Origin of the sequence: Streptomyces radicis, from assembly GCF_003626575.1 — a bacterium.
GTDB classification, from domain to species: Bacteria; Actinomycetota; Actinomycetes; order Streptomycetales; family Streptomycetaceae; genus Streptomyces; species Streptomyces radicis.
Genome location: NZ_RBDY01000015.1, coordinates 32801 through 52285, shown reverse-complemented (window position 1 = coordinate 52285; position 19485 = coordinate 32801). Strand labels below are relative to the sequence as shown.

Annotated in this window: 9 protein-coding genes; 3 read left to right on the top strand and 6 right to left on the bottom strand. The window is 73.1% G+C overall.

Annotated features, from left to right (window positions below; genetic code table 11):
- Window positions 1–41: 41 nt before the first annotated feature.
- Window positions 42–1640: an AMP-binding protein gene (locus D7318_RS19620; RefSeq protein ID WP_120698430.1), complete on the bottom strand. Its 1599-nt coding sequence runs from the start codon at window positions 1638–1640 to the stop codon at window positions 42–44.
- Window positions 1641–1861: 221 nt separating this feature from the next.
- On the opposite strand from D7318_RS19620, the gene D7318_RS19615 reads away from it, so the two are divergent.
- A complete protein-coding gene (locus D7318_RS19615) occupies window positions 1862–2803 on the top strand; it encodes an ACP S-malonyltransferase (protein WP_120698429.1) in 942 nt (313 codons plus the stop codon).
- 17 nt (window positions 2804–2820) lie between these two features.
- Here the strand turns inward: D7318_RS19615 and D7318_RS19610 are convergent, their stop codons facing one another.
- On the bottom strand, window positions 2821–3057 hold the full coding sequence (locus D7318_RS19610; RefSeq protein ID WP_120698428.1) for an acyl carrier protein: 237 nt from the start codon (window positions 3055–3057) through the stop codon (window positions 2821–2823).
- A gap of 116 nt (window positions 3058–3173) precedes the next feature.
- Here D7318_RS19610 and D7318_RS19605 point away from each other — a divergent pair, with 116 nt between their 5' ends.
- On the top strand, window positions 3174–4694 hold the full coding sequence (locus D7318_RS19605) for an AMP-binding protein (protein ID WP_120698427.1): 1521 nt from the start codon (window positions 3174–3176) through the stop codon (window positions 4692–4694).
- Here D7318_RS19605 and D7318_RS19600 read toward each other — a convergent pair.
- Window positions 4677–5273, bottom strand: coding sequence for a TetR/AcrR family transcriptional regulator (locus tag D7318_RS19600; RefSeq protein WP_120698426.1), 597 nt, complete (start codon window positions 5271–5273; stop codon window positions 4677–4679). The two genes, D7318_RS19605 and D7318_RS19600, sit on opposite strands and share 18 nt — an antisense overlap.
- Window positions 5274–5358: 85 nt before the next feature.
- Here D7318_RS19600 and D7318_RS19595 point away from each other — a divergent pair, with 85 nt between their 5' ends.
- A complete protein-coding gene (locus D7318_RS19595) occupies window positions 5359–6927 on the top strand; it encodes an MFS transporter (protein WP_120698425.1) in 1569 nt (522 codons plus the stop codon).
- A 115-nt stretch (window positions 6928–7042) separates the two neighbouring features.
- Here D7318_RS19595 and D7318_RS19590 read toward each other — a convergent pair whose 3' ends face one another.
- From D7318_RS19590 to D7318_RS19580, 3 genes are read right to left on the bottom strand one after another with little or no spacing between them, the layout of a single operon-like run.
- Entirely contained in the window at window positions 7043–8281 is a 1239-nt protein-coding gene (locus D7318_RS19590; protein ID WP_230423907.1) for a cytochrome P450, read from the bottom strand.
- A gap of 47 nt (window positions 8282–8328) precedes the next feature.
- Entirely contained in the window at window positions 8329–18444 is a 10116-nt protein-coding gene (locus D7318_RS19585) for a type I polyketide synthase (RefSeq protein ID WP_120698424.1), read from the bottom strand.
- 7 nt (window positions 18445–18451) lie between these two features.
- Window positions 18452–19387 (bottom strand): proline iminopeptidase-family hydrolase, encoded by a 936-nt coding sequence (locus D7318_RS19580; protein ID WP_120698423.1) that lies wholly within the window; start codon window positions 19385–19387, stop codon window positions 18452–18454.
- Between the last annotated feature and the right edge of the window lie 98 nt (window positions 19388–19485).

Genomic DNA, 19485 nt, shown 5'->3' with positions numbered 1-19485 from the left:
GCATACTCCGGGAACGAAGAGGCAGGGAGACGATCGGGTGTTCAGGCCGTCACGCGGGCGGCCAGGGCGGCGCGGTCGACCTTCCCGTTGACGGTCAGCGGGAACTCGTCCACCCCGTGCAGGCCTTGGGGGACCATGTAGGCGGGCAGCGCCGAGCGGCAGAACGCGACGATGTCCTTGGTGTCGGGCTTGTCGCCGCCGGGGGCGAAGGTGACGAACGCGTGCAGCAGCGGGTCGCCATCGGGGCGCGGCAGGACCATCGCGACGGCGCCCGTGACCCCGGGGAACGCGCCGACGCGGCGCTCCACCTCGCCGAGCTCGACGCGGTTGCCGCGGATCTGCACCTGGGAGTCGGCGCGGCCGTGGAAGTACAGCTCGCCATCCGGGCCCTTGGACGCCAGGTCGCCTGACTTGAAGACCAGCCGCCCCGACCTGGGGTCGAGCGGGTCGGGGACGAGGACGGCGCGGGTGGCGTCGGGGTCGCCCCAGTAGCCGGAGAAGAGCGAGGGGGTGCGCAGATGGATCTCGCCGACGGTGCCGGGCTCGGCCACGGGGCCGCCGTCGGACCCGATGAGGCTCATCTCCGCGCCCGCGACCGCGTAGCCGATGGACAGGCGGGTGGTGTCGGGGGGCAGGGGGTTGGGGACCTCGGTGAGCGAGGCGGCCATCGACTCGGTGGCGCCGTAGCCGTTGGTGAAGTGGGCCTTGGGCAGCAGGGTTTGGAGGGCGCGCAGCTCGTCGAGGGGGAAGTTCTCCCCGGAGAACAGGATCCGGCGCAGCGGGCCCCGCTCCCCCAGCTCGGCGAGCAGCTCGGGCTCGTGGCGCAGCACGGGGCGCCAGAGCGAGGGAACGCCGTCGACCTGCGTCGCCCCGGCCTCGCGCAGGAAGCCGAGGAAGCGGCGGGGCCAGCTGAGCCGGTCGCGCGGCACGGGCACGAGCGCGGCGCCGTGGCTGAGGGCGAGGCCGATGTCGAAGAGCGCGAAGTCGAACTGGAGCGGCGAGGTGCCCGCCACGCGGTCGTCGGCCGTGATCAGCTCCTCGGCCTCCACGCCACGCAGGAACGCGATGGCGCCGCGGTGGCTCATCACCACGCCCTTGGGGCGGCCCATCGTTCCCGAGGTGAAGACGATGTAGGCGGTGTCGACGGGCGTCACCACGCGGCGGTGACGCACGCGCGGCGCGGGCGGGCGCTGAACGGTGAGCCCCTCGGCGGTGAAGCGGGCCAGGCCGACGGCCTCGGGTATGCCGGGGCGCGCGTCGGGCGCGGCGCGCAGGTGCAGCGCGGGCTCGGCGCTCCCGATGATCGTCAGCAGCCGCTCGTCCGGGGTCTCGGGGCTGGTCGCGACGAACGGCAGCCCGAGCGTCGAGCAGGCCAGGAGCGCCGCGATGGCGTCGGCCGAGGTGTCGGATTCGAGGATGACGCGGTCGCCGACGTCGAGGCCGAGCGCGTCGAGCTGTTCGGCGAGGCGGTCGGTGCGCCGTTCCAGCTCGCCATAGGTGATCGTCTCGACGCCGCCGCCCTCGGCGGCCTGGACCACCGCGGGCCGGTCGGGGGCCCTTCGGGCGGCGGCCAGCAGATAGGTCCTCAGGTTGTCCACCGAGGCGTGGGCCCTGGCCTGAGTCGCTCCATTCGCGCTCATGCGCCACCCTTCCGATTCGACCTTGCCAGCGAATACCAGATCGTTTGTAACAGGGGGCTTTTGCCGCCCACAAGAACCCCACAGCCGCGACCGCCGGTTTAGGGGGCGTTAGGGGTTATGCCGACACCTGGGGCCCACAAGACTGACCGGAAACAATAGGATCGACCTGCCGGTCTTTTCGGATGCCCATGCCGAGCGCTCACGAAATGGAGTACCAGAATATGTCGGCGATTGTCTTTCCAGGAATCGGGCCGACGCGTTTCGCCGACTCGGCGCGCTTCATGGTGGTCCACCCGGTGGCGCGCCGACTCGTCGCCGAGGCGGACCGGGCGCTGGGCTATCCGCTGGTCGACCGCTACCGCGAGGCCGAGGACCGCGGCGACCAGGGCGCGTTCCCCGAGCCGGCGCGCGTGGCGTTCCTGGTCACATGTCTCGCGCTGGCCGAGTGGACGGTCGCCGAGCGCGACGTGGAGCCGGTCGCGTGCGCAGGGGCCAGCTTCGGCGGGACGGCGGCCGCCGTGCACGCCGGGGCGCTGCCGTTCGCCGACGCGGTGCGGATGACCGCCGAGTGGGGCCGCCTCGTGGACGCCCACTTCGAGCGGGAGCACCGCGACATCGTCACCCAGTCGTTCGCCCGCGTCCCGCTCGACCGGCTCGACGAGATCCGCGCCGAGCTGGACGAGAGCGGCGAGTGGAACGAGGTGGCGTGCCACGTGGACCACGACTTCCACATGCTGTCGGTGCGCGAGCACGTGCTCGACGGGCTCCAGGCGCGGCTGCGGGCGGCGGGCGGGCTGCCGTTGTACGTCATGCGGCCGCCGATGCACTCGCCCGTGTTCGCCGCGCTGCGGGAGGAGATCGCGGCGGAGGTCGTCGCCGGGGTCCCGTTCTCGGACCCGGGGATCCCCGTGGTGTCGGACCACGACGGGTCGCTCGTGTCGACGGCGGACGGCGTGCGGACGCTGCTGCTGGACGCGGTGACCCGGACGGTGCGGTGGCCCGCGGTCGTCGAGACGCTCAAGGAGCTCGGCGTCGAACGGGTGCATGTCACAGGCCAGGACGGCCTGTGGGGCCGGGTGGAGATCATGACCGAGGCGTTCGATGTGGTGGCGGTGCGCCCCGACACGGCTATGCGACCGCGCAGGCGCAGCGCGATCGCATAACGCGGAAGGACACCGGATCAGCGCATGGCTTCGAGGGTGTTCCAGAGGGTCGTGGGGGTGGCGAAATTGTCGATGTGGAGGGCGTCGTCCACAAAACGGACGCCGTATTTCTCCTCCAGCGAAGACAGCAGCGCAACCATTCCCATGGAATCGAGACCGAAGTCGCGCAGGCTGAGGTCTGCGGTGATCTCGTCCTCCGGTTCAAGCAGAGAAAGGTGCTTCCGGAGCAGTTGCCCGAACGACTCGTCCCACATGCCAGCTCCCGTGTTTTTCCCGGCGTTCACCGAATAGTCGGCTTCGCGGCCAACCTAAGCCCTGTGTCCCGCGGGTCGGCACCCCTATCCACCCCTTTTATCCCGGAGGAAGGACAATGACGGAGACACCCGTCCCCGGACACGGTCTGCACGAGCGGTTCCTGCGCGGCCTTTCGGTCTCGCCCCGCAGGACCGCGATCCGCGTGGACGCCGAGAGCCTGACGTACGAGGAGGCGCACGAGCTGGCCCTGCGCCGCGCGGGGGCGCTGCGGACGGCGGCGGCTCCAGGGCCGAACGCCGTGGCCGTGCTCGCGGACAAGAGCCTGACCGCGTATGTCGGGATCCTGGCGGCGCTGTACTCGGGCGCGACCGTCGTGCCGCTCAACCCCCGCTTCCCCGCCGAGCGCACCCGCAGGATGCTCACCGCGGCCGGCGTCTCGACGGTGATCGCCGACCCGGTCGGCCGAGCGGCGCTCGCCGAGACCGAGTTGGACCTGCCCGTCCTCGACGAGGCAGCGGCCGCGACCGCGCGGCCCCTTGACGCCCCGGCGGCCGTGCGGCCGTCGGACATCGCGTATGTGCTGTTCACCTCGGGTTCGACGGGCCAGCCCAAGGGCGTCCCGATGACGCACGCGGCCAACGACTTCTACTTCTCGCTGCTCGACGACCGCTACGACTTCGGCCCCACCGACGTGTTCTGTCAGAACGTCGGCCTCAACTTCGACTGCGCGATGTTCGAGATGTTCTGCGGCTGGGGCCACGGGGCCGCCGTGCACGCCGTTCCGCCCGCGGCGCACCGGGACCTGCCCGCGTTCTTCGCCGAGCGGCGGATGACCGTGTGGTTCTCGACCCCGAGCGGCATCGCCTTCATCCGGCGCATGGGCGGCCTGACGCCGGGTTCGATGCCCACGCTGCGGTGGAGCTTCTTCGCGGGCGAGGCGCTGCTGTGCGAGGACGCCGCGGACTGGCAGGCCGCGGCGCCCCGGTCGTTGATCGAGAACCTCTACGGGCCCACCGAGTTGACCATCACCATCAGCGGCCACCGCTGGTCGGGGGAGACATCGCCGAGCCAGGCGGTCAACGGCGTGGTCCCGATCGGCCCGGTGCACCCCGGCCATGAGCACCTGCTGCTCGACGGGGACGAGGAGTCGGACGTCGAGGGCGAACTGTGCGTCAGCGGGCCGCAGATGACGCCCGGCTATCTCGACCCCGAGGACGACAGGGGCCGCTTCGTCGAGCGCGCCGGGCGCCGCTGGTACCGCACGGGCGACCGGGTGCGGCGGCTGGCCGACGGCACGCTGGTCTATCTGGGGCGGCTCGACGCCCAGGTGCAGATCCAGGGTGTCAGGGTCGAGCTCTCGGAGATCGACCACGCGGTGCGGCAGTGCGCGGGCGTGCAGAACGCCGCCACCGTGACCCGCCCCGCCCCTGGCGGCGGCCTCGAACTCGTCCTCTACTACACGGGGAAGCGCGTGCCCGCCGCGACGCTGCGCCGTGAGCTGTCCGCGCTGCTACCCGAGGCGATGGTGCCCAAGGCGTTCCGGCACGTCACGGAGTTCCCGTTGAACTCCAACCGGAAGGTGGACCGGAAGCGGCTGGCCCGTGAGGCGGCCGGGATGTCAGAGGGACATCCCTGACCCGGCGCGGCGCACGTCCTCCACGACCGTCCGCAGCGCCTCGGCGAGCGACTCGCCCGTCGGGGCGTGCTCGGGGTCGATGATCCACTGGGTCATCACCCCGCTGAGCAGCGCGTGGTAGAACTGCCCGACCGCGATCTCGGTGCGCGGCGGCAGCTCGGCGCCGCCGAGCAGGAGACCGACCAGGCCCTTCTGGGCCTGCTGCTGGGCCTCGACGAAGAACGTGCGGACCTCGGGGACGTGGTCGAGCTGGGAGATCGCGTCGAACTGGGCGGCCCACACGGGCCGGTGGCGCTCGAACAGCTCGATCACTCGGGTCCACGCCTGCTCGAACCGCACGATCGGGTCGTCGGGCAGGTCACCGGCGTCGGCCAGGGCGCCCTTCAGCTCCTGGGCCCACTCCTCCAACGCCTCCATGATCGCGGCGTTGAGCAGGGCCTCCTTGGTGCCGTAGTGGTACCCGATCGACGCGAGGTTCGCCCCGGACGCCTCGACGATGTCCCGCGCGGTGGTACGGGCGTAACCCTTCTCGTACAGGCAGCGCTTCGCCCCGACCAGCAGGTCCTCTCGGTGTCCCATGCGGAGGAGTCTAGCCGCACGTCATGTTTTCGTCTAAGACCTATGGCATATACAAATCTCTAATACAGATCTAGAGTTGGGTTCTATGAGTCACGAACGAGCGACCCGGAAAGAGTGGATCGGCCTCGCCGTCCTCGTCCTCCCGGTCCTCCTGTTGTCGATGGACATGACGGTGCTGTACTTCGCGGTGCCGTTCCTGAGCGCGTCCCTCGAGCCCACGGCCACCCAGCAGTTGTGGATCGTGGACATCTACGCGTTCATGCTGGCGGGGCTGCTCATCACCATGGGCACCATCGGGGACCACATCGGCCGCAGGCTGCTGCTGATGCTGGGCGCGGGGGCGTTCGGCGTCGCGTCGCTCGCCGCCGCTTACGCCGGCAGCTCGGAGTTCCTCATCGCCTCGCGCGCCCTCCTGGGCGTGGCGGGGGCCGTGCTCGCGCCGTCCACGCTCTCGCTCATCCGCACCATGTTCCGCGACCCCGGCGAGCGCCGCACGGCCATCGCCGTGTGGACGATCGGCATGTCGGGCGGCTCCGCCCTCGGCCCGATCGTGTCGGGGCTCCTGCTCGAACACTTCTGGTGGGGCTCGGTCTTCCTGATCAACATCCCGGTCATCGCGCTGCTCCTGCTGATCGGCCCGTTCCTGCTGCCCGAGTACCGCTCCCCCGAGCCGGGGCGCTTCGACCTCATCGGCGCGCTGCTCTCGCTCGGCGCGATCCTGCCCGTCATCTACGGCATCAAGGAGCTGGCCGAGGACGGCTTCGCGTGGTCGTACGCCGCCGTCACGGCCGTGGGCGTGGTCGTCGGCGTGCTGTTCTTCCTGCGCCAACGCACCGCCGCCACGCCGCTGATCGACCTGAGTCTGTTCCGCAGCCGGGGGTTCAGCGCGTCCATCGGCGTCAACCTGGTGACGCTCTTCGCGATGGTCGGCTTTCTGCTCTTCTCCACCCAGTGGATCCAACTGGTCCACGGGCTCAGCCCGTTGGAGGCCGCGCTGTGGACGCTGCCCGCGCCGGTCGCGGTGGCGATCGCCGCGTCGCTCGCCGCCGCGCTGGCCAAGACCGTGCGCCCCGGGCACATCATCGCCGGGGGCATGGTCATCGCGACGGTCGGCTTCGGGATCATGACGCAGTTACGCGTCGACTCGAGCCTCGCCGTCGTGGTCATCGGCGCGAGCGTGCTGTCGGCCGGGGTGGGCATCGCGGCCCCGCTGACCGCCGATCTCATCGTCTCCTCGGCCCCGCCCGAGCGCGCGGGCTCGATCTCCGCGCTGCCCGAGACCAGCAACCAGCTCGGCGGGGCGTTCGGCGTCGCCATCCTGGGCAGCATCGGCGCCGCCGTCTACACGCGCGACGTCGCCGACGCGACGTCGGCGCTCCCGCCCGAGGCAGCCGAGCCCGCCGAGGGCTCGCTCGGCGGCGCCGCCGAGGTGGCGGAGCACCTGCCGGAGGAGGCGGGCGAGCCCCTGCTGGCCGCCGCTGCCGAGGCGTTCACCCATGGCATGAACATCGCCGCGGCGGCGGCGGGCGGCGTCGTGCTGGTGAGCGCCGTGGCCGCCGCGGTGCTGATGCGCCATGTCACGTCCCCCGCCGCGGCCCCGGCCAAGGCCGACCGCCCGGAGGCCGAGCAGGTCTCCGCCCACGGCCCCGAGTGAGGGAGCACCCCTCCACACGGGAAGAGTCCCTGCGCGACCGGTCGCGCAGGGACTCTTTTTCTTCACGACTCTTCTTCGCGACTTCCCTTCGCACGCGGGTCCCGCGTGCGACCGTTCAGCGGCCGAGGGTCAGCGGCAGCGTGGCATAGCTGGTCAGGCCCATGACGCCGCGGCGCTCGGGCTCGGAGGCCAGCTCGATCTTGGGGAACGTGTCGATCAGGGTCGTGAACAGCTCGGCGCCCTCCATGCGGGCCAGGGTGCCGCCGAAGCAGTAGTGGGACCCCGCGCTGAAGCTCAGGTGCGGGCCGTCGTCCCTGGTCAGCTTCAGGCGGTGCGGCTCGGGGAACCGGCGCGGGTCGCGGTTGGCGGCGGCGAGCAGGCACACGACGAGCTCGCCCTCGGGGATCTCGGCGTCCCCGACGGTGACGGGCTTGACAGTGACCCGGCTTGACGCGGTGTTGTGGGCGCTGTGGCGCAGCAGCTCGTCGACGGCCGACTGCGTGATGCTCTTGTCCTCCCGCCAGCGGTTGAGCTCGTCGGGGTGCTCGATGAGGGCGGCCGTACCGGCCGCGATGAGGTTGGTGGTGGCCGAGAAGCCCGCGGTGAACAGGAACAGCACGAGCGCCACCAGCTCGTCGTCGTCGAGGTGGCCGCCCGACGCCTCCTGCACGAGCGACGTCAGCAGGTCCTCGCGCAGCTGGGCGCGGCGGTCCTTGATGGCCTCGGCGAAGTAGCCGCCGAGCTGCTCGGCCGCGTCGTCGGCGCGGGCCAGGTCCTCGTCCGAGAAGGCGCCGGGGAAGACCCTGGACCAGTCGTCGGCCAGCTCCCACAGGCGTTCCCCGTCGGCGAAGGGGATGCCGAGCATGTCGCAGATGACCGCGACGGGGAACGGCGTCGCCAGCACCTCGACGAGGTCGACCGGCTCACCGCCCGACGAGCGCTCGATGAGGTCGTCGACAAGGCCGCGGGTCAGCCGCTCCACGGCGGGCTGCATCTTCTTGATCTTGCTGGGGGTGAAGACGCGGCTGGCCAGGACGCGAACGCGGCCGTGGTCGGGCTGGTTGAGGGCGACCATCGAGTTCAGGTAGAGGCGGAGCGACGCGTGCTCCGCCCAGTTCTCGTGCCTGAGGGCGGAGGCGCGGGCGCCGCTCTGGACGCCGGGGCGCTTCAGGAACTCGGTCACCTCCTCGTGCCCCGAGAGCGCCCAGATGTTCATGACGGCGCTGTGGTGGACCCGGCTCTCCGACTGCAACGTCTCGTAGAGGGGGAACGGGTCGATGGGGTGGGGCGGGATGAGGATCCCCATTAACGCCTGGTCGGCACGCCCCGGCGGCACGGTCGCTTCGGTGGCCATGTGGGCACTCTCCTCGTGATAGATGGTGATTCCGGTCCGGCGCGCGGTCAGCGCGTGGACCGGGTGTCCAGTTCGTCGTCGAGGACGTCGAACAGCTCGTCGGCCGAGAGCGATTCCAGATCCGCCTCCTCGGTCTCCTCGGGCCTGTGGGTCTCTACCCAGCCGGCCGTCAGGGCGCGCAGCCGGTCGGCGACGCGGCCATAGGCCTCGTGGTCGGGCGTGGCCGAGGCCAACGCCGCTTCCAGGCGGGCCAGTTCGGCTTCGAGCGGCGACCCGGTGGGCTCCTGGTCGCCGGTCAGCCTGGCACGCAGCTCGTCGGCGATCGCCATGGGCGTGGGGTGGTCGAACACCAGGGTGGCGGGCAGCTTGAGGCCGGTCGCCGCGCGCAGGCCGTTGCGCAGCTCCACGGCCGTGAGCGAGTCGAAGCCGAGGTCCTTGAACGCCCGGTCAGGCCTGATGGCGTCGGTGCCGTCGTGGCCGAGCACCGCCGCGACATGGGTGCGCACCAGGTCGAGCAGGAGACGGCCGCGTTCGGCGTCGTCCGGCTGGGCGGCGAGCCCGCGCCGCAGCTCCGCGCCCTGGTCGCCGCCACCGGCCGCGCCTGGGCCCGTGGGGCGGCGGCGCGGGGCGCGGACCAGGCCGCGCAGCAGGCCCGGCACCTTGGCGGCGTCGCGGCCGCGCAGGGCGGCGGTGTCGAGGTGGAACGGCGCGAGCGCGGGCTTGTCCGTGCGCAGCGCGTCGTCCAGGAGGGCAAGGCCCTCCTCCTGCTCCAGGGCGGGCAGGCCCATGCGCCGCATGCGGTGCAGATCGGCCTCCTCGAGATCGCCGAGCCCGGTGTCGGCCGCCCAGAGGCCGAACGCCAGCGAGGTCACGGGCAGTCCGGCCCTGTGGCGGTGGTGGGCGAGCGCGTCGAGGAACACGTTGGCCGCGGCGTAGTTGCCCTGTCCCGCGGCCAGCAGGTGCCCGCCGACCGAGGAGAACAGCACGAACGCCGCGAGGTCGCGGTCGGCCGTCAGCTCGTGCAGGTGCCACGCCCCGTCCACCTTGGGCCGCAGGACCGCCGCGAGGCGTTCCGGCGTCAGCCCGCGGACCAGCCCGTTGTCCACGACGCCCGCCGCGTGCACGACCGCGTCGACCGGGTGGCGTTCGAGCACCGCGGCCACCGCGGCGCGGTCGGCCACGTCGCACGCCTCGATGGCGATGTCGGCGCCGTGGGCGGCCAGCTCGGCGCGCAGCTCGGCCGCGCCCGGCGCGTTCCCGCCCCTGCGGCTGGTCAGCACGAGCCGCCTGACGCCGTGCGCCGTCACCAGGTGGCGGGCGACGAGGGCGCCGAGGCCGCTGGTGCCGCCGGTGATCAGCACCGTCCCCGCCGCCGCCCATGGCGCGCGCGCCGGGTCCACCGCGGCCGCGGGCACGCGGGCGAGCCGGGGGACGAGCAACGTGCCGTTCCTGACGGCGAGTTCGGGCTCGTCGACCAAGGGTGGCACGGTGGTGCCGCCGTCGAGGTCGAGCAGGATGAGGCGGCCTGGGTGCTCCGCGGCCGCGGCCCTGACCAGGCCCCACACGGGCGCCTGGGCCAGATCGATGTCCTCGCCCTCGACGGGCACGGCGTTCCTGGTGACGACCGCGAGCTTCTCGTCGCCCTTGGTGTCGTCGGCCAGCCACTCCTGGATCCGCGCGAGCACCTGCTCGGCGACGGCGTGGACCGCCTCGGGCGTCCCGCCTTCGGCCCGCGGGACCTCGTACACCGCGACGGGCACGTCGGGTGCGGGCCCGGCGGGGGCCTCGGTCCAGGTGAGGGTGAACAGCGACTCGCGGTGGTCGCCGCCGCCCCGCAGCTGCTCGACCGAGACGGGCCTGGCCACCAGGGCCTCGACGGTGAGCACGGGCGCCCCGGTCTCGTCGGCGACCAGCACGTCCGCGCCCTCGCTCCCCTTGTGGCGCGTGAGCCGGACGCGCAACGCGGCGGCGCCGGGCCTGTGGAGCGCGACGCCGTTCCAGGAGAACGGCAGCTCGGGCGGCGCCTCCGACTCGTCGTCCCCGATCAGCCCGGCGTGCATCGCCGCGTCGAGCAGCGCGGGGTGCACGCCGAAGCGTGCCGCGTCCGCGCCCTCGGGGAGGGCGACCTCGGCGAACACCTCGTCGTCGCCGCGCCGCCAGGCGGCCTTGAGCCCCTGGAACGTCGGCCCGTAGTCGTAGCCGCGGGCGAGCAGCCGCTCATAGGCGCCGTCCACGGGGACGGGCGTGGCGTCGCTGGGCGGCCAGACGGCCAGGTCGGACATCGGCGGCTCGGCGAACGGGGCGATGGCGCCCGTGGCGTTGCGGGTCCAGGTCTCGTCGTCGAGCGAGGAGTAGATCTCGAGGGTGCGGGCCTCTGACCCGTCGGGCCCTCCGACCATGACGCGCACGGCGACCCCGCCCTTCTCGGGGATGACGAGCGGGGCCTCGAGGGTCAGCTCGTCGATCGCGCCGCAGTCCAGCTGTTCCGCGGCGTGCAGCGCCAGCTCGACCAGTCCGGTGCCGGGCAGCAGCAGGGTGCCGAGCACGTCGTGGTCGGCGAGCCAGGGCTGGGATTCCGTCGACAGCCGCCCGGTGAGCACGGCGCCGCCGGTGTCGGGCAGCGTGACGCGCGCCGTCAGCAGCGGGTGCTCGACCGCGTCCAACCCGGCGACGGCCTTGGGCTGTTGGCTCAGCCAGTATCGCTGGTGCTGGAACGGGTAGGTGGGCAGGTCGACGCGGCGGGCGCCGCGCCCGGCGAAGACCGCGGTCCAGTCAACGGGAACGCCCGCCGCGAAGAGCCGCCCGACGCCGGTGAACAGGCTCTCGACCTCGGGGCGTTCACGGCGCAGCGTCGCCGCCATCGTCCCCTCGACGCTCTGCTGGGCCATGGCGGTGAGGATCCCGTCGGGACCGATCTCCAGGAAACGGGTCACCCCCTCACCCGCCAAGTGCCGTACGTCGTCGGCGAATCGGACCGCCTCGCGCACATGCCGCACCCAATAGTCCGCCGACGCCACATCCTTGGGGAAACGGATCCTGGGCTCGCGATACACCACGGACTCGGCGACCTTGCGGAAGTCATCGAGCATCGGCTCCATCAACGGTGAATGGAACGCATGGGAGACCTTCAACCGGCTCGTCTTCCGATCGGCGAAGCGTCCGACCACCGCGTCCACCGCGTCCTCGGCACCCGACACCACCACGGAGGACGGGCCGTTGACCGCCGCCAGGCCGACGTTGTCACCGAGCAGCGGGGACACCTCGTCCTCCGTCGTCCGGATCGCCACCATCGCACCACCCGAGGGCAACGCCTGCATCAACCGGCCACGCTCCACCACAAGCCGCGCCGCGTCCTCCAGATCGAAGACACCCGCCACATGCGCCGCCGCCACCTCACCGATCGAATGACCCGCCACAAAGTCCGGACGGATCCCCCACGATTCAACGAGCCGGAACAACGCCACCTCGAGCGCGAAGATCGCGGGCTGGGTGAACCCGGTCCGGTTCAACACCTCGACGTCCTCACCCCAGACAACGTCCCTCAGCGGCAGACCCGTTGCCTCGCACACCGCGTCGAACGCCGCCGCGAACACCGGAAACGCCTCAGACAACTCCCGCCCCATGCCAAGACGTTGACTCCCCTGCCCCGTGAAGAGAAACGCCACCTTTCCGGTGCCGACCACGTCGGTGATCGTCTCGGAGCCGACGAGCACCGCGCGGTGCTCGAGCGCGGCGCGTCCCGTCGCGGCCGAGAACGCCACATCGAGGGCGTCCCGCTCCACCGAGGCGACACGTCGGATCTGGGCGTCCAGCGCCTCGGCCGTCCTCGCCGACACCACAAGGGGCGCGACCGGCAACTCCCGGCGCTCCACGGGCGTTTCCTCGACCAGTGGCGCCTCTTCCAGGATGATGTGCGCGTTGGTGCCGCTGATCCCGAACGATGACACACCGGCGCGGCGCGGGCGTCCCTCGACCGTCCACTCCCGTGGCTCGGTCAAGAGCCTGACCTCGCCCGCCGCCCAGTCGACCTGCCGCGTCGGCTCGTCCACGTGGAGCGTCCTGGGCAGCACGCCGTGCCGCATCGCCTGGACCATCTTGATGATCCCGGCGACGCCCGCCGCCGCCTGGGTGTGCCCCATGTTGGACTTGATCGAGCCCAGCCACAGCGGCGCGCCCTCGGGGCGGCCCTGGCCATAGGTGGCGAGGAGCGCCTGCGCCTCGATCGGGTCGCCGAGCGTGGTGGCCGTGCCGTGCGCCTCGACCGCGTCCACATCGGCGGCCGTCAGACCGGCGTTGGCCAACGCCTGGGTGATCACCCGCTGTTGGGAGGGGCCGTTGGGGGCGGTGAGGCCATTGCTCGCCCCGTCCTGGTTGAGGGCGCTGCCGCGCACCACGGCGAGCACGGGGTGGCCGTTGCGGCGCGCCTCGGACAGGCGCTCGACCACGAGGATCCCCGCGCCCTCGCCCCAGCCGGTGCCGTCGGTGGCGGCGGCGAAGGACTTGCAACGGCCGTCGGGGGCAAGGCCGCGCTGCTCGCTGAAGTCGATGAACGTCTGCGGCGTGCCCATGACGGTCACGCCGCCCACGAGGGCGAGGGAGCACTCGCCCGAGCGCAGCGCCTGCGCCGCCCAGTGCAGCGCGACCAGGGAGGATGAGCAGGCCGTGTCCACGGTCACCGCCGGGCCCTCGAGGCCGAGGGTGTAGGCGACGCGGCCCGAGACGAGGCTTCCGCCGCCGCCACCGCCCGCGTAGTCGTGGTACATGACCCCGGCGAACACGCCGGTCGGGCTGCCCTTCAACGTGGTGGGGGCGATCCCCGCGCGTTCGAGCGCCTCCCAGGACACCTCGAGCAGGAGCCGCTGCTGCGGGTCCATGTCGCGGGCCTCGCGCGGGCTGATGCCGAAGAAGTCGGCGTCGAACTCGGCGGCGTCGTGCAGGAATCCGCCGTCGCGCACATAGGTCTTGCCCGGCGTGCCCGGCTCGGGGTCGTAGATGCCCTCGATGTCCCAGCCCCGGTCGGCCGGGAACTCCGACACCGCGTCAACCCCCTCGTCGACCAGCCGCCACAGCCCCTCGGGCGAGTCCACGCCCCCGGGGAAGCGGCACGCCATGGCGACGATGGCGATCGGCTCGTCGTCCACGGGGGCGGCGAGTGACCTGGCGGCGGTCCCCCCGACGGCGCCGGACAGCTGCTCCATGAGGTGCCGTGCGAGGTCTTCGGGGGTCGGGTAGTCGAAGACGAGGGTGGCGGGCAGCCGCAAGCCCGCGGCGGCGCTCAGGAGGTTGCGCAGCTCGATCGCGGTGAGCGAGTCGAACCCGAGGTCGCGGAAGTTCCGGTCGTGGCCTATGGCTTCGGCCCCGGAGTGGCGCAGGACGAGGGCGGCCTGGGAGCGGACGATGTCGACGAGCTCGGCGGCGCGCTCCTCCTCGGTGAGCCCGGCGAGGCGCTGCCGCAGGGCGTCGGTCGCGGGCGCGGCGGCGTCGACGACGCGGCGCGCCCGACCGCGCACGAGGCCGCGCAGGAGCGGCGGGGGCGTGTCGAGGGCCGCCAGGTCGAACCGGACGGGCACGAGCGCGGGTTCGGCGACGCCCGCGGCGGCGTCGAGCAGCGCGAGCCCGTCCTCGGGGGCGAGGGCGCGCATGCCGCCCTGGTCGAGCCCTTCGGCCATGCCGCCGCCCGCCCAGGGGCCCCAGGCGAGGGACTTGGCGGGCAGCCCGTGGGCGTGCCGGTGGCGCGCGAGGGCGTCGAGGCAGGCGTTGGCTGCGGCGTAGTTGCCCTGGCCAGGGGCGCCGATGACGCCCGCGACGGACGAGAAGAGCACAAACGCCGTGAGACCCATGTCGCGGGTCAGTTCGTGCAGGTGCCAGGCCGCGTCCACCTTGGGGCGCAGCACGCGGTCGACGCGCTCGGGCGTCAACGAAGGGAGCACGCCGTCGTCGAGGACGCCCGCGGCGTGCACGACCCCGCCGATGGTCCGGCCCGCGAGCAGCGCGGCCAGGGCGTCGCGGTCGGCGACGTCGCACGCGGCCACCTCGGCCTCGGCGCCCAACGCGGCCAGCTCGTCGGCGAGTTCGGCGGCGCCCGGCGCCTCGGACCCGCGGCGTCCCGTGAGGAGCAGCCGCCGCACGCCGTGCCGGGTGACGAGGTGACGGGCGACGGCGGCGCCGAGGGCGCCGGTGCCGCCGGTGATCAGGACGGCGCGTTCGGGGTCCCAGGCGGGGGCGTCGGTGCCGAGCGGCACGCGGGCCAGCCGGGGCACCAGGCTCTCGCCGCCGGTGACGCGCAGCTCGGGCTCGCCGATGGCGACGGCGGCGCCGGGGTCGACGTCGGCCTCGGGGCCTTCGGTGTCGACCAGGACGAAGCGGCCCGGGTGCTCCGCGGCGGCGGCGCCGATCAGACCGCGCACCGCGGCGTGGCCGAGGTCGGTGCCGTCGATCGCGCCCCGGGTGACGACGACAAGGGTGGCGTCGCCGTCGAGCGCGGCCCTGGCGGCATCGAGCGCGCCGTTCGTGGCCGCGCGCACCGCGGAGGGGATGTCGCCGGTGGTGGGCGGGCAACGGTGGACGATCACATCGGCCTCACCGATGACGCCGCCTTCGGGCGCCGGGCCCTCGGGCGCCGGGACCCACGCCACGTGGAAGAGGGCGTCGGCGACGCGGGCCGAGGTCAGGGCGAGCCCTTCGGCGGAGGCGGGGCGCAGCGCGAGCGCGCCGACCGAGGCGACGGGCGTGCCCATGACGTCGGCCAGCTCCAACGCCACGGTCCCTTCGGCCCCGACGCGCAGCCGGACGCGGGCGGCCGTGGCGCCCTCGGCGTGGAGGGTGACGTCGGCCCAGGAGAACGGCAGCAGCGTCGCGTCCTCGTGCGTGAGGTCGAGGGCGTGCAGCGCCGAGTCGAGCAGGGCGGGGTGGAGGCCGAAGCGGGCGGCGTCGACGCCCTCGGGGAGGGCGATCTCGGCGAACACGTCGTCGCCGCGCCGCCATGCCGCGCGCAGCCCGTGGAACGTCGGCCCGTAGGTGAGTCGTTCGTAGAGGCCCTCGACCGGCAGGGGCTCGGCGTCGCGGGGTGGCCAGGCCGTGAGGTCGGCGGACGGCTCGGCGGCGTCGGGGGTCAGCGTTCCCTCGGCGTGCGCGACCCACTCGTGGTCGAGCGGGGCGTCGTCAGCGCGCGAGAACACGGCCACGCGGCGGCGGCCCGAGGCGTCGGGGGCCTCGACGGCGACCTGGAGGTGGACGCCGCCGTGCTCGGGCAGGATCAGGGGCGCGCCCAGGGTGAGCTCCTCGACGCGGCGGCAGCCGACCTGGTCGCCCGCGCGGACGGCCAGCTCGACATACGCGGTGCCGGGCAGCAGGACGGAGCCGAGGACGGTGTGGTCGGAGAGCCAGGGGTGGGCGCCGGTGGACAGCCGCCCGGTGAACACCACGCCGTCGGAGCCCGGCAGCCGCACCATCGCGCCGAGCAGCGGGTGGTCGGGCCGCTCCAGGCCCGCGGACGCGACGTCGCCGCCCATGCCGCGCTTGTCGAGCCAGTAACGCCTGCGCTGGAACGGGTAGGTGGGCAGGTCGACGCGGCGCGCGGCGCGCCCGGCGAAGACGGCGTTCCAGTCGACGCGCAGGCCCGCGGCGTGCAGGCCGCCGATGGCGGTGAGGGCGGCGGCGGGCTCGCGCTCGCGGCGGCGCAGGGCCGGGACGAGCACGGCGGTCTCCGCGGTGCCGGTCAGGCAGTGGCGTGCCATGGCGGTGAGGATGCCGTCGGGGCCCAACTCCAGGTAGCGCGTGACGCCTTCGGCCTCGAGACGGGTCACGGCCTCGGCGAAGCGGACCGTGTCCCTGACGTGCCCCACCCAGTAGGCGGCGGTGGTGACGTCGCCACTCGCCATCACGGGGACGCCGGGCTCCGCGTAGGTGACCGACTCGGCGACGCGGCGGAAGTCGTCGAGCATGGGGTCCATGAGCGGCGAGTGGAACGCGTGGGAGACCTTGAGCCGGTTCGTCCTGCGGGCGCCGAGGCGTTCGACGGCGGCGGTGACGGCGGCCTCGGTGCCCGAAAGCACCACGGATGTCGGGCCGTTGACGGCGGCCAGGCCGACCCCGTCGCCCAGGAGCGGGGTGACCTCGTCCTCGGTGGCCTCGACGGCCACCATCGCGCCCCCGGGCGGCAGCGCGTCCATGAGGCGCCCGCGCGCGGTGATCAGCGTGGCGGCGTCCTTCAGCGAGAACACCCCGGCGATGTGCGCGGCTGCCAGCTCGCCGATGGAGTGCCCGGCGACGAAGTCCGCGCGGATTCCCCATGATTCAACGAGCCGGTACAGGGCGACTTCGAGAGCGAAGATCGCGGGCTGGGTGAACGAGGTCCGGTTCAACGCCTCCGCGTCCTCGCCCCACACGACGTCCTTGAGGGGCAGGTCGAGCGCGGCGCACACCGCGTCGAACGCCTCGGCGAACACCGGGAACGCGTCGTACAACTCCCGGCCCATGCCCAGGCGTTGACTCCCCTGCCCGGTGAAGAGAAACGCGGTGAGGCCGGTCGCGCGCGCCGGGCCGCCGACGGGGGCGGCGTCCGCCAACGCGTCGAGAGCGCCCAGGAGTTCGTCGCGGTCATGGCCGACGACGACGGCGCGGCGGGCGAGGGCGGCGCGGGCGGTGGCCAGGGAGAAGCCCATGTCCACGGGGTCGAGCTCGGGCGTGACCCGCAGGTGGTCGGCCAGCCGCCCGGCCTGGGCGCGCAGCGCGGTCTCGGTCGAGGCCGAGAGCGGCAGCGGCACGGGCGCGCCCGACGAGGGGCGCGCCGCGTCGGGCTCCGCGCCCGACTCGGCCTGTTCGATGATGACATGGGCGTTGGTGCCGCTGACGCCGAACGACGAGACGGCGGCCCGGCGCGGGCGGTCGGTCGCGGGCCAGGCCCTCGCCTCGGTGAGCAGGCGGACGTGGCCCGCGTCCCAGTCGACCTGGGGCGTGGCCTCGTCGACGTGCAGGGTCCTGGGCAGGACGCCGTGCCTGATGGCCTCGACCATCTTGATGATGCCCGCCACCCCGGCGGCGGCCTGGGCGTGCCCGATGTTGGACTTGACCGACCCCAGCCACAGCGGCCGTTCGGCGGAGCGGTCGCGCCCGTAGGTGGCGAGCAGCGCCTGGGCCTCGATGGGGTCGCCGAGCGAGGTGCCGGTGCCGTGCCCCTCGACGACATCGACGTCGTCGGGCGTCAACCCGGCCGTGGCCAGGGCCCGTTGGATGACCCGGCGCTGGGAGGGGCCGTTGGGGGCGGTGAACCCGTTGGAAGCGCCGTCCTGGTTGACCGCCGAGCCGCGCACGACGGCCAGCACGGGGTGCCCGTTCCGCCGCGCGTCCGACAGCTTCTCCAGGAGCAGCACGCCCGCGCCCTCGCCCCAGCCCGTGCCGTCGGCCGAGGCGGCGAACGAGCGGCAGCGGCCGTCGGGCGAGAGCCCGCGCTGCTCGCTGAACTCGATGAAGGTCTCGGGCGTGGCCATGACGCTCACCCCGCCCGCGAGCGCCAGGGTGCACTCCCCCGAGCGCAGCGCCTGCGAGGCCCACTGCAATGCGACGAGCGAGGCCGAGCAGGCGGTGTCGACCGTGACCGCGGGGCCTTCGAGGCCCAGGGTGTAGGCGACGCGCCCCGAGACGAGGCTGCCGTCGCTGCTCGTGATGCCGTAGTCGTGGTACATCGCGCCCGCGAAGACGCCGGTGCGACTGCCGCGCAGCGCCACCGGGTCGATGCCGGCGCGCTCCATCGCCTCCCAGGTGATCTCGAGCAGGAGCCGCTGCTGGGGGTCCATGGTGAGGGCCTCGCGCGGGCTGATGCCGAAGAACTCGGGGTCGAACTCCCCGGCCTCGTGCAGGAATCCGCCGTGCCGGACATAGCTCTTGCCCGGCTTCCCCGGCTCGGGGTCGTACAGCGTGCTCAGGTCCCAGCCGCGGTCGACGGGGAAGGGGCCGATGGCGTCCCTGCCCTCGTCGACCAGCGCCCACAGCGCCTCGGGTGAGTCGACGCCGCCGGGGAAGCGGCAGGCCATGCCGACGATGGCGATGGGCTCGGTGGCCGCGTCCGCGGCGGCGCGCAGGCTCTCGTTGTCCCGCCGCAGCCGCTCGTTCTCGACGAGTTGGCCGCGCAGCGCCTCGACGATCTCCTCGACCTTGGCATCCACCGTCGTCTCAGCCTCCGCTCACCGTCGTGGTCCGCGCGCCGACCGCGCCGACCGAGTCAAGGAATGCGCCGAGCACCTCGCGGAAGCGCTCGGGCTCCTCCAGGTGCGGCACATGGCTGGAGTCCTCGAAGATCTCCCAGCGGGCGTTCGGGATGAGTTCCTGGAACGGGCGCACCGTGACCGGGGTGGCCTCGTCGTGCCGCCCCGAGATGACGAGGGTGGGCACCTCGATGGCGGGGAGGTGGTCGATCACCCCCCAGTCGCGGAGGCTGCCGATGACGTGGAACTCGTTGGGTCCGTTCATGGTGCGGTAGACCGTCGGGTCGGCGAACGCCTCGATGTACGAGGCCATCATCTCGGCCGGCCACGGGTCAAGGCGGCAGACGTGCCGGGCGTAGAAGACCAGCATCGCCTCCAGGTACTCGTCGGCGTCGGTGGTGCCCGCGGCCTCGTGGCGGCGCAGCGTCTCGTCGACGCCCGGCGGGAGCTGGGCGCGCAGCACGTCCATCTCGGAGAGCCACAGCGGGTAGGACGCCGGGGAGTTGGCGATGACCAGGCCGCGCAGCCCCGCGGGGCGTTCCGCGGCGTGCCGGGCGGCCAGCATCCCGCCCCACGACTGCCCGAACAGGATGTAGTCGTCGGCGATGGCGAGGCGGCGCAGGAGGTTGCGCAGCTCGTCGTCGAACAGCTCGGGGGTCCAGAACCCCGGGTCCGCGTCCGGGAGATGGGTGGATCCCCCGTTGCCGAGCTGGTCGTAGAGCACCACGGGCCCTCCGGTCTCGGCGAACGCGGACAGGCCGATCAGGTAGTCATGGGTGGACCCCGGGCCCCCGTGCACGACGACGAGGGCCGGGAGGTCCGTGTCGGGCCTTCCGGTGATGTGGTACCAGGTCTCGTAGTCGCGGAAGGGAACGGTTCCCTTGACCGTGTGCGTGGGCGCCATCTCTTCAATCCACCTCGGGTTCTTGTCCTTCTCGGGCAGCGGTTCCGGGGTCCGACATCGGCCGGGCTCCGGCCGGGGGTCGGCCTTGCGTCGGCCTT

Excerpts from the sequence above, each read along its gene's own strand:
- D7318_RS19590 (WP_230423907.1), bottom strand. The coding sequence starts at position 8,281 with ATGGCCACCGAAGCGACCGTGCCGCCGGGGCGTGCCGACCAGGCGTTA.
- D7318_RS19605 (WP_120698427.1), top strand. The coding sequence starts at position 3,174 with ATGACGGAGACACCCGTCCCCGGACACGGTCTGCACGAGCGGTTCCTG.
- D7318_RS19620 (WP_120698430.1), bottom strand. The coding sequence starts at position 1,640 with ATGAGCGCGAATGGAGCGACTCAGGCCAGGGCCCACGCCTCGGTGGAC.
- D7318_RS19615 (WP_120698429.1), top strand. The coding sequence starts at position 1,862 with ATGTCGGCGATTGTCTTTCCAGGAATCGGGCCGACGCGTTTCGCCGAC.
- D7318_RS19600 (WP_120698426.1), bottom strand. The coding sequence starts at position 5,273 with ATGGGACACCGAGAGGACCTGCTGGTCGGGGCGAAGCGCTGCCTGTAC.
- D7318_RS19610 (WP_120698428.1), bottom strand. The coding sequence starts at position 3,057 with ATGTGGGACGAGTCGTTCGGGCAACTGCTCCGGAAGCACCTTTCTCTG.
- D7318_RS19595 (WP_120698425.1), top strand. The coding sequence starts at position 5,359 with ATGAGTCACGAACGAGCGACCCGGAAAGAGTGGATCGGCCTCGCCGTC.
- D7318_RS19580 (WP_120698423.1), bottom strand. The coding sequence starts at position 19,387 with ATGGCGCCCACGCACACGGTCAAGGGAACCGTTCCCTTCCGCGACTAC.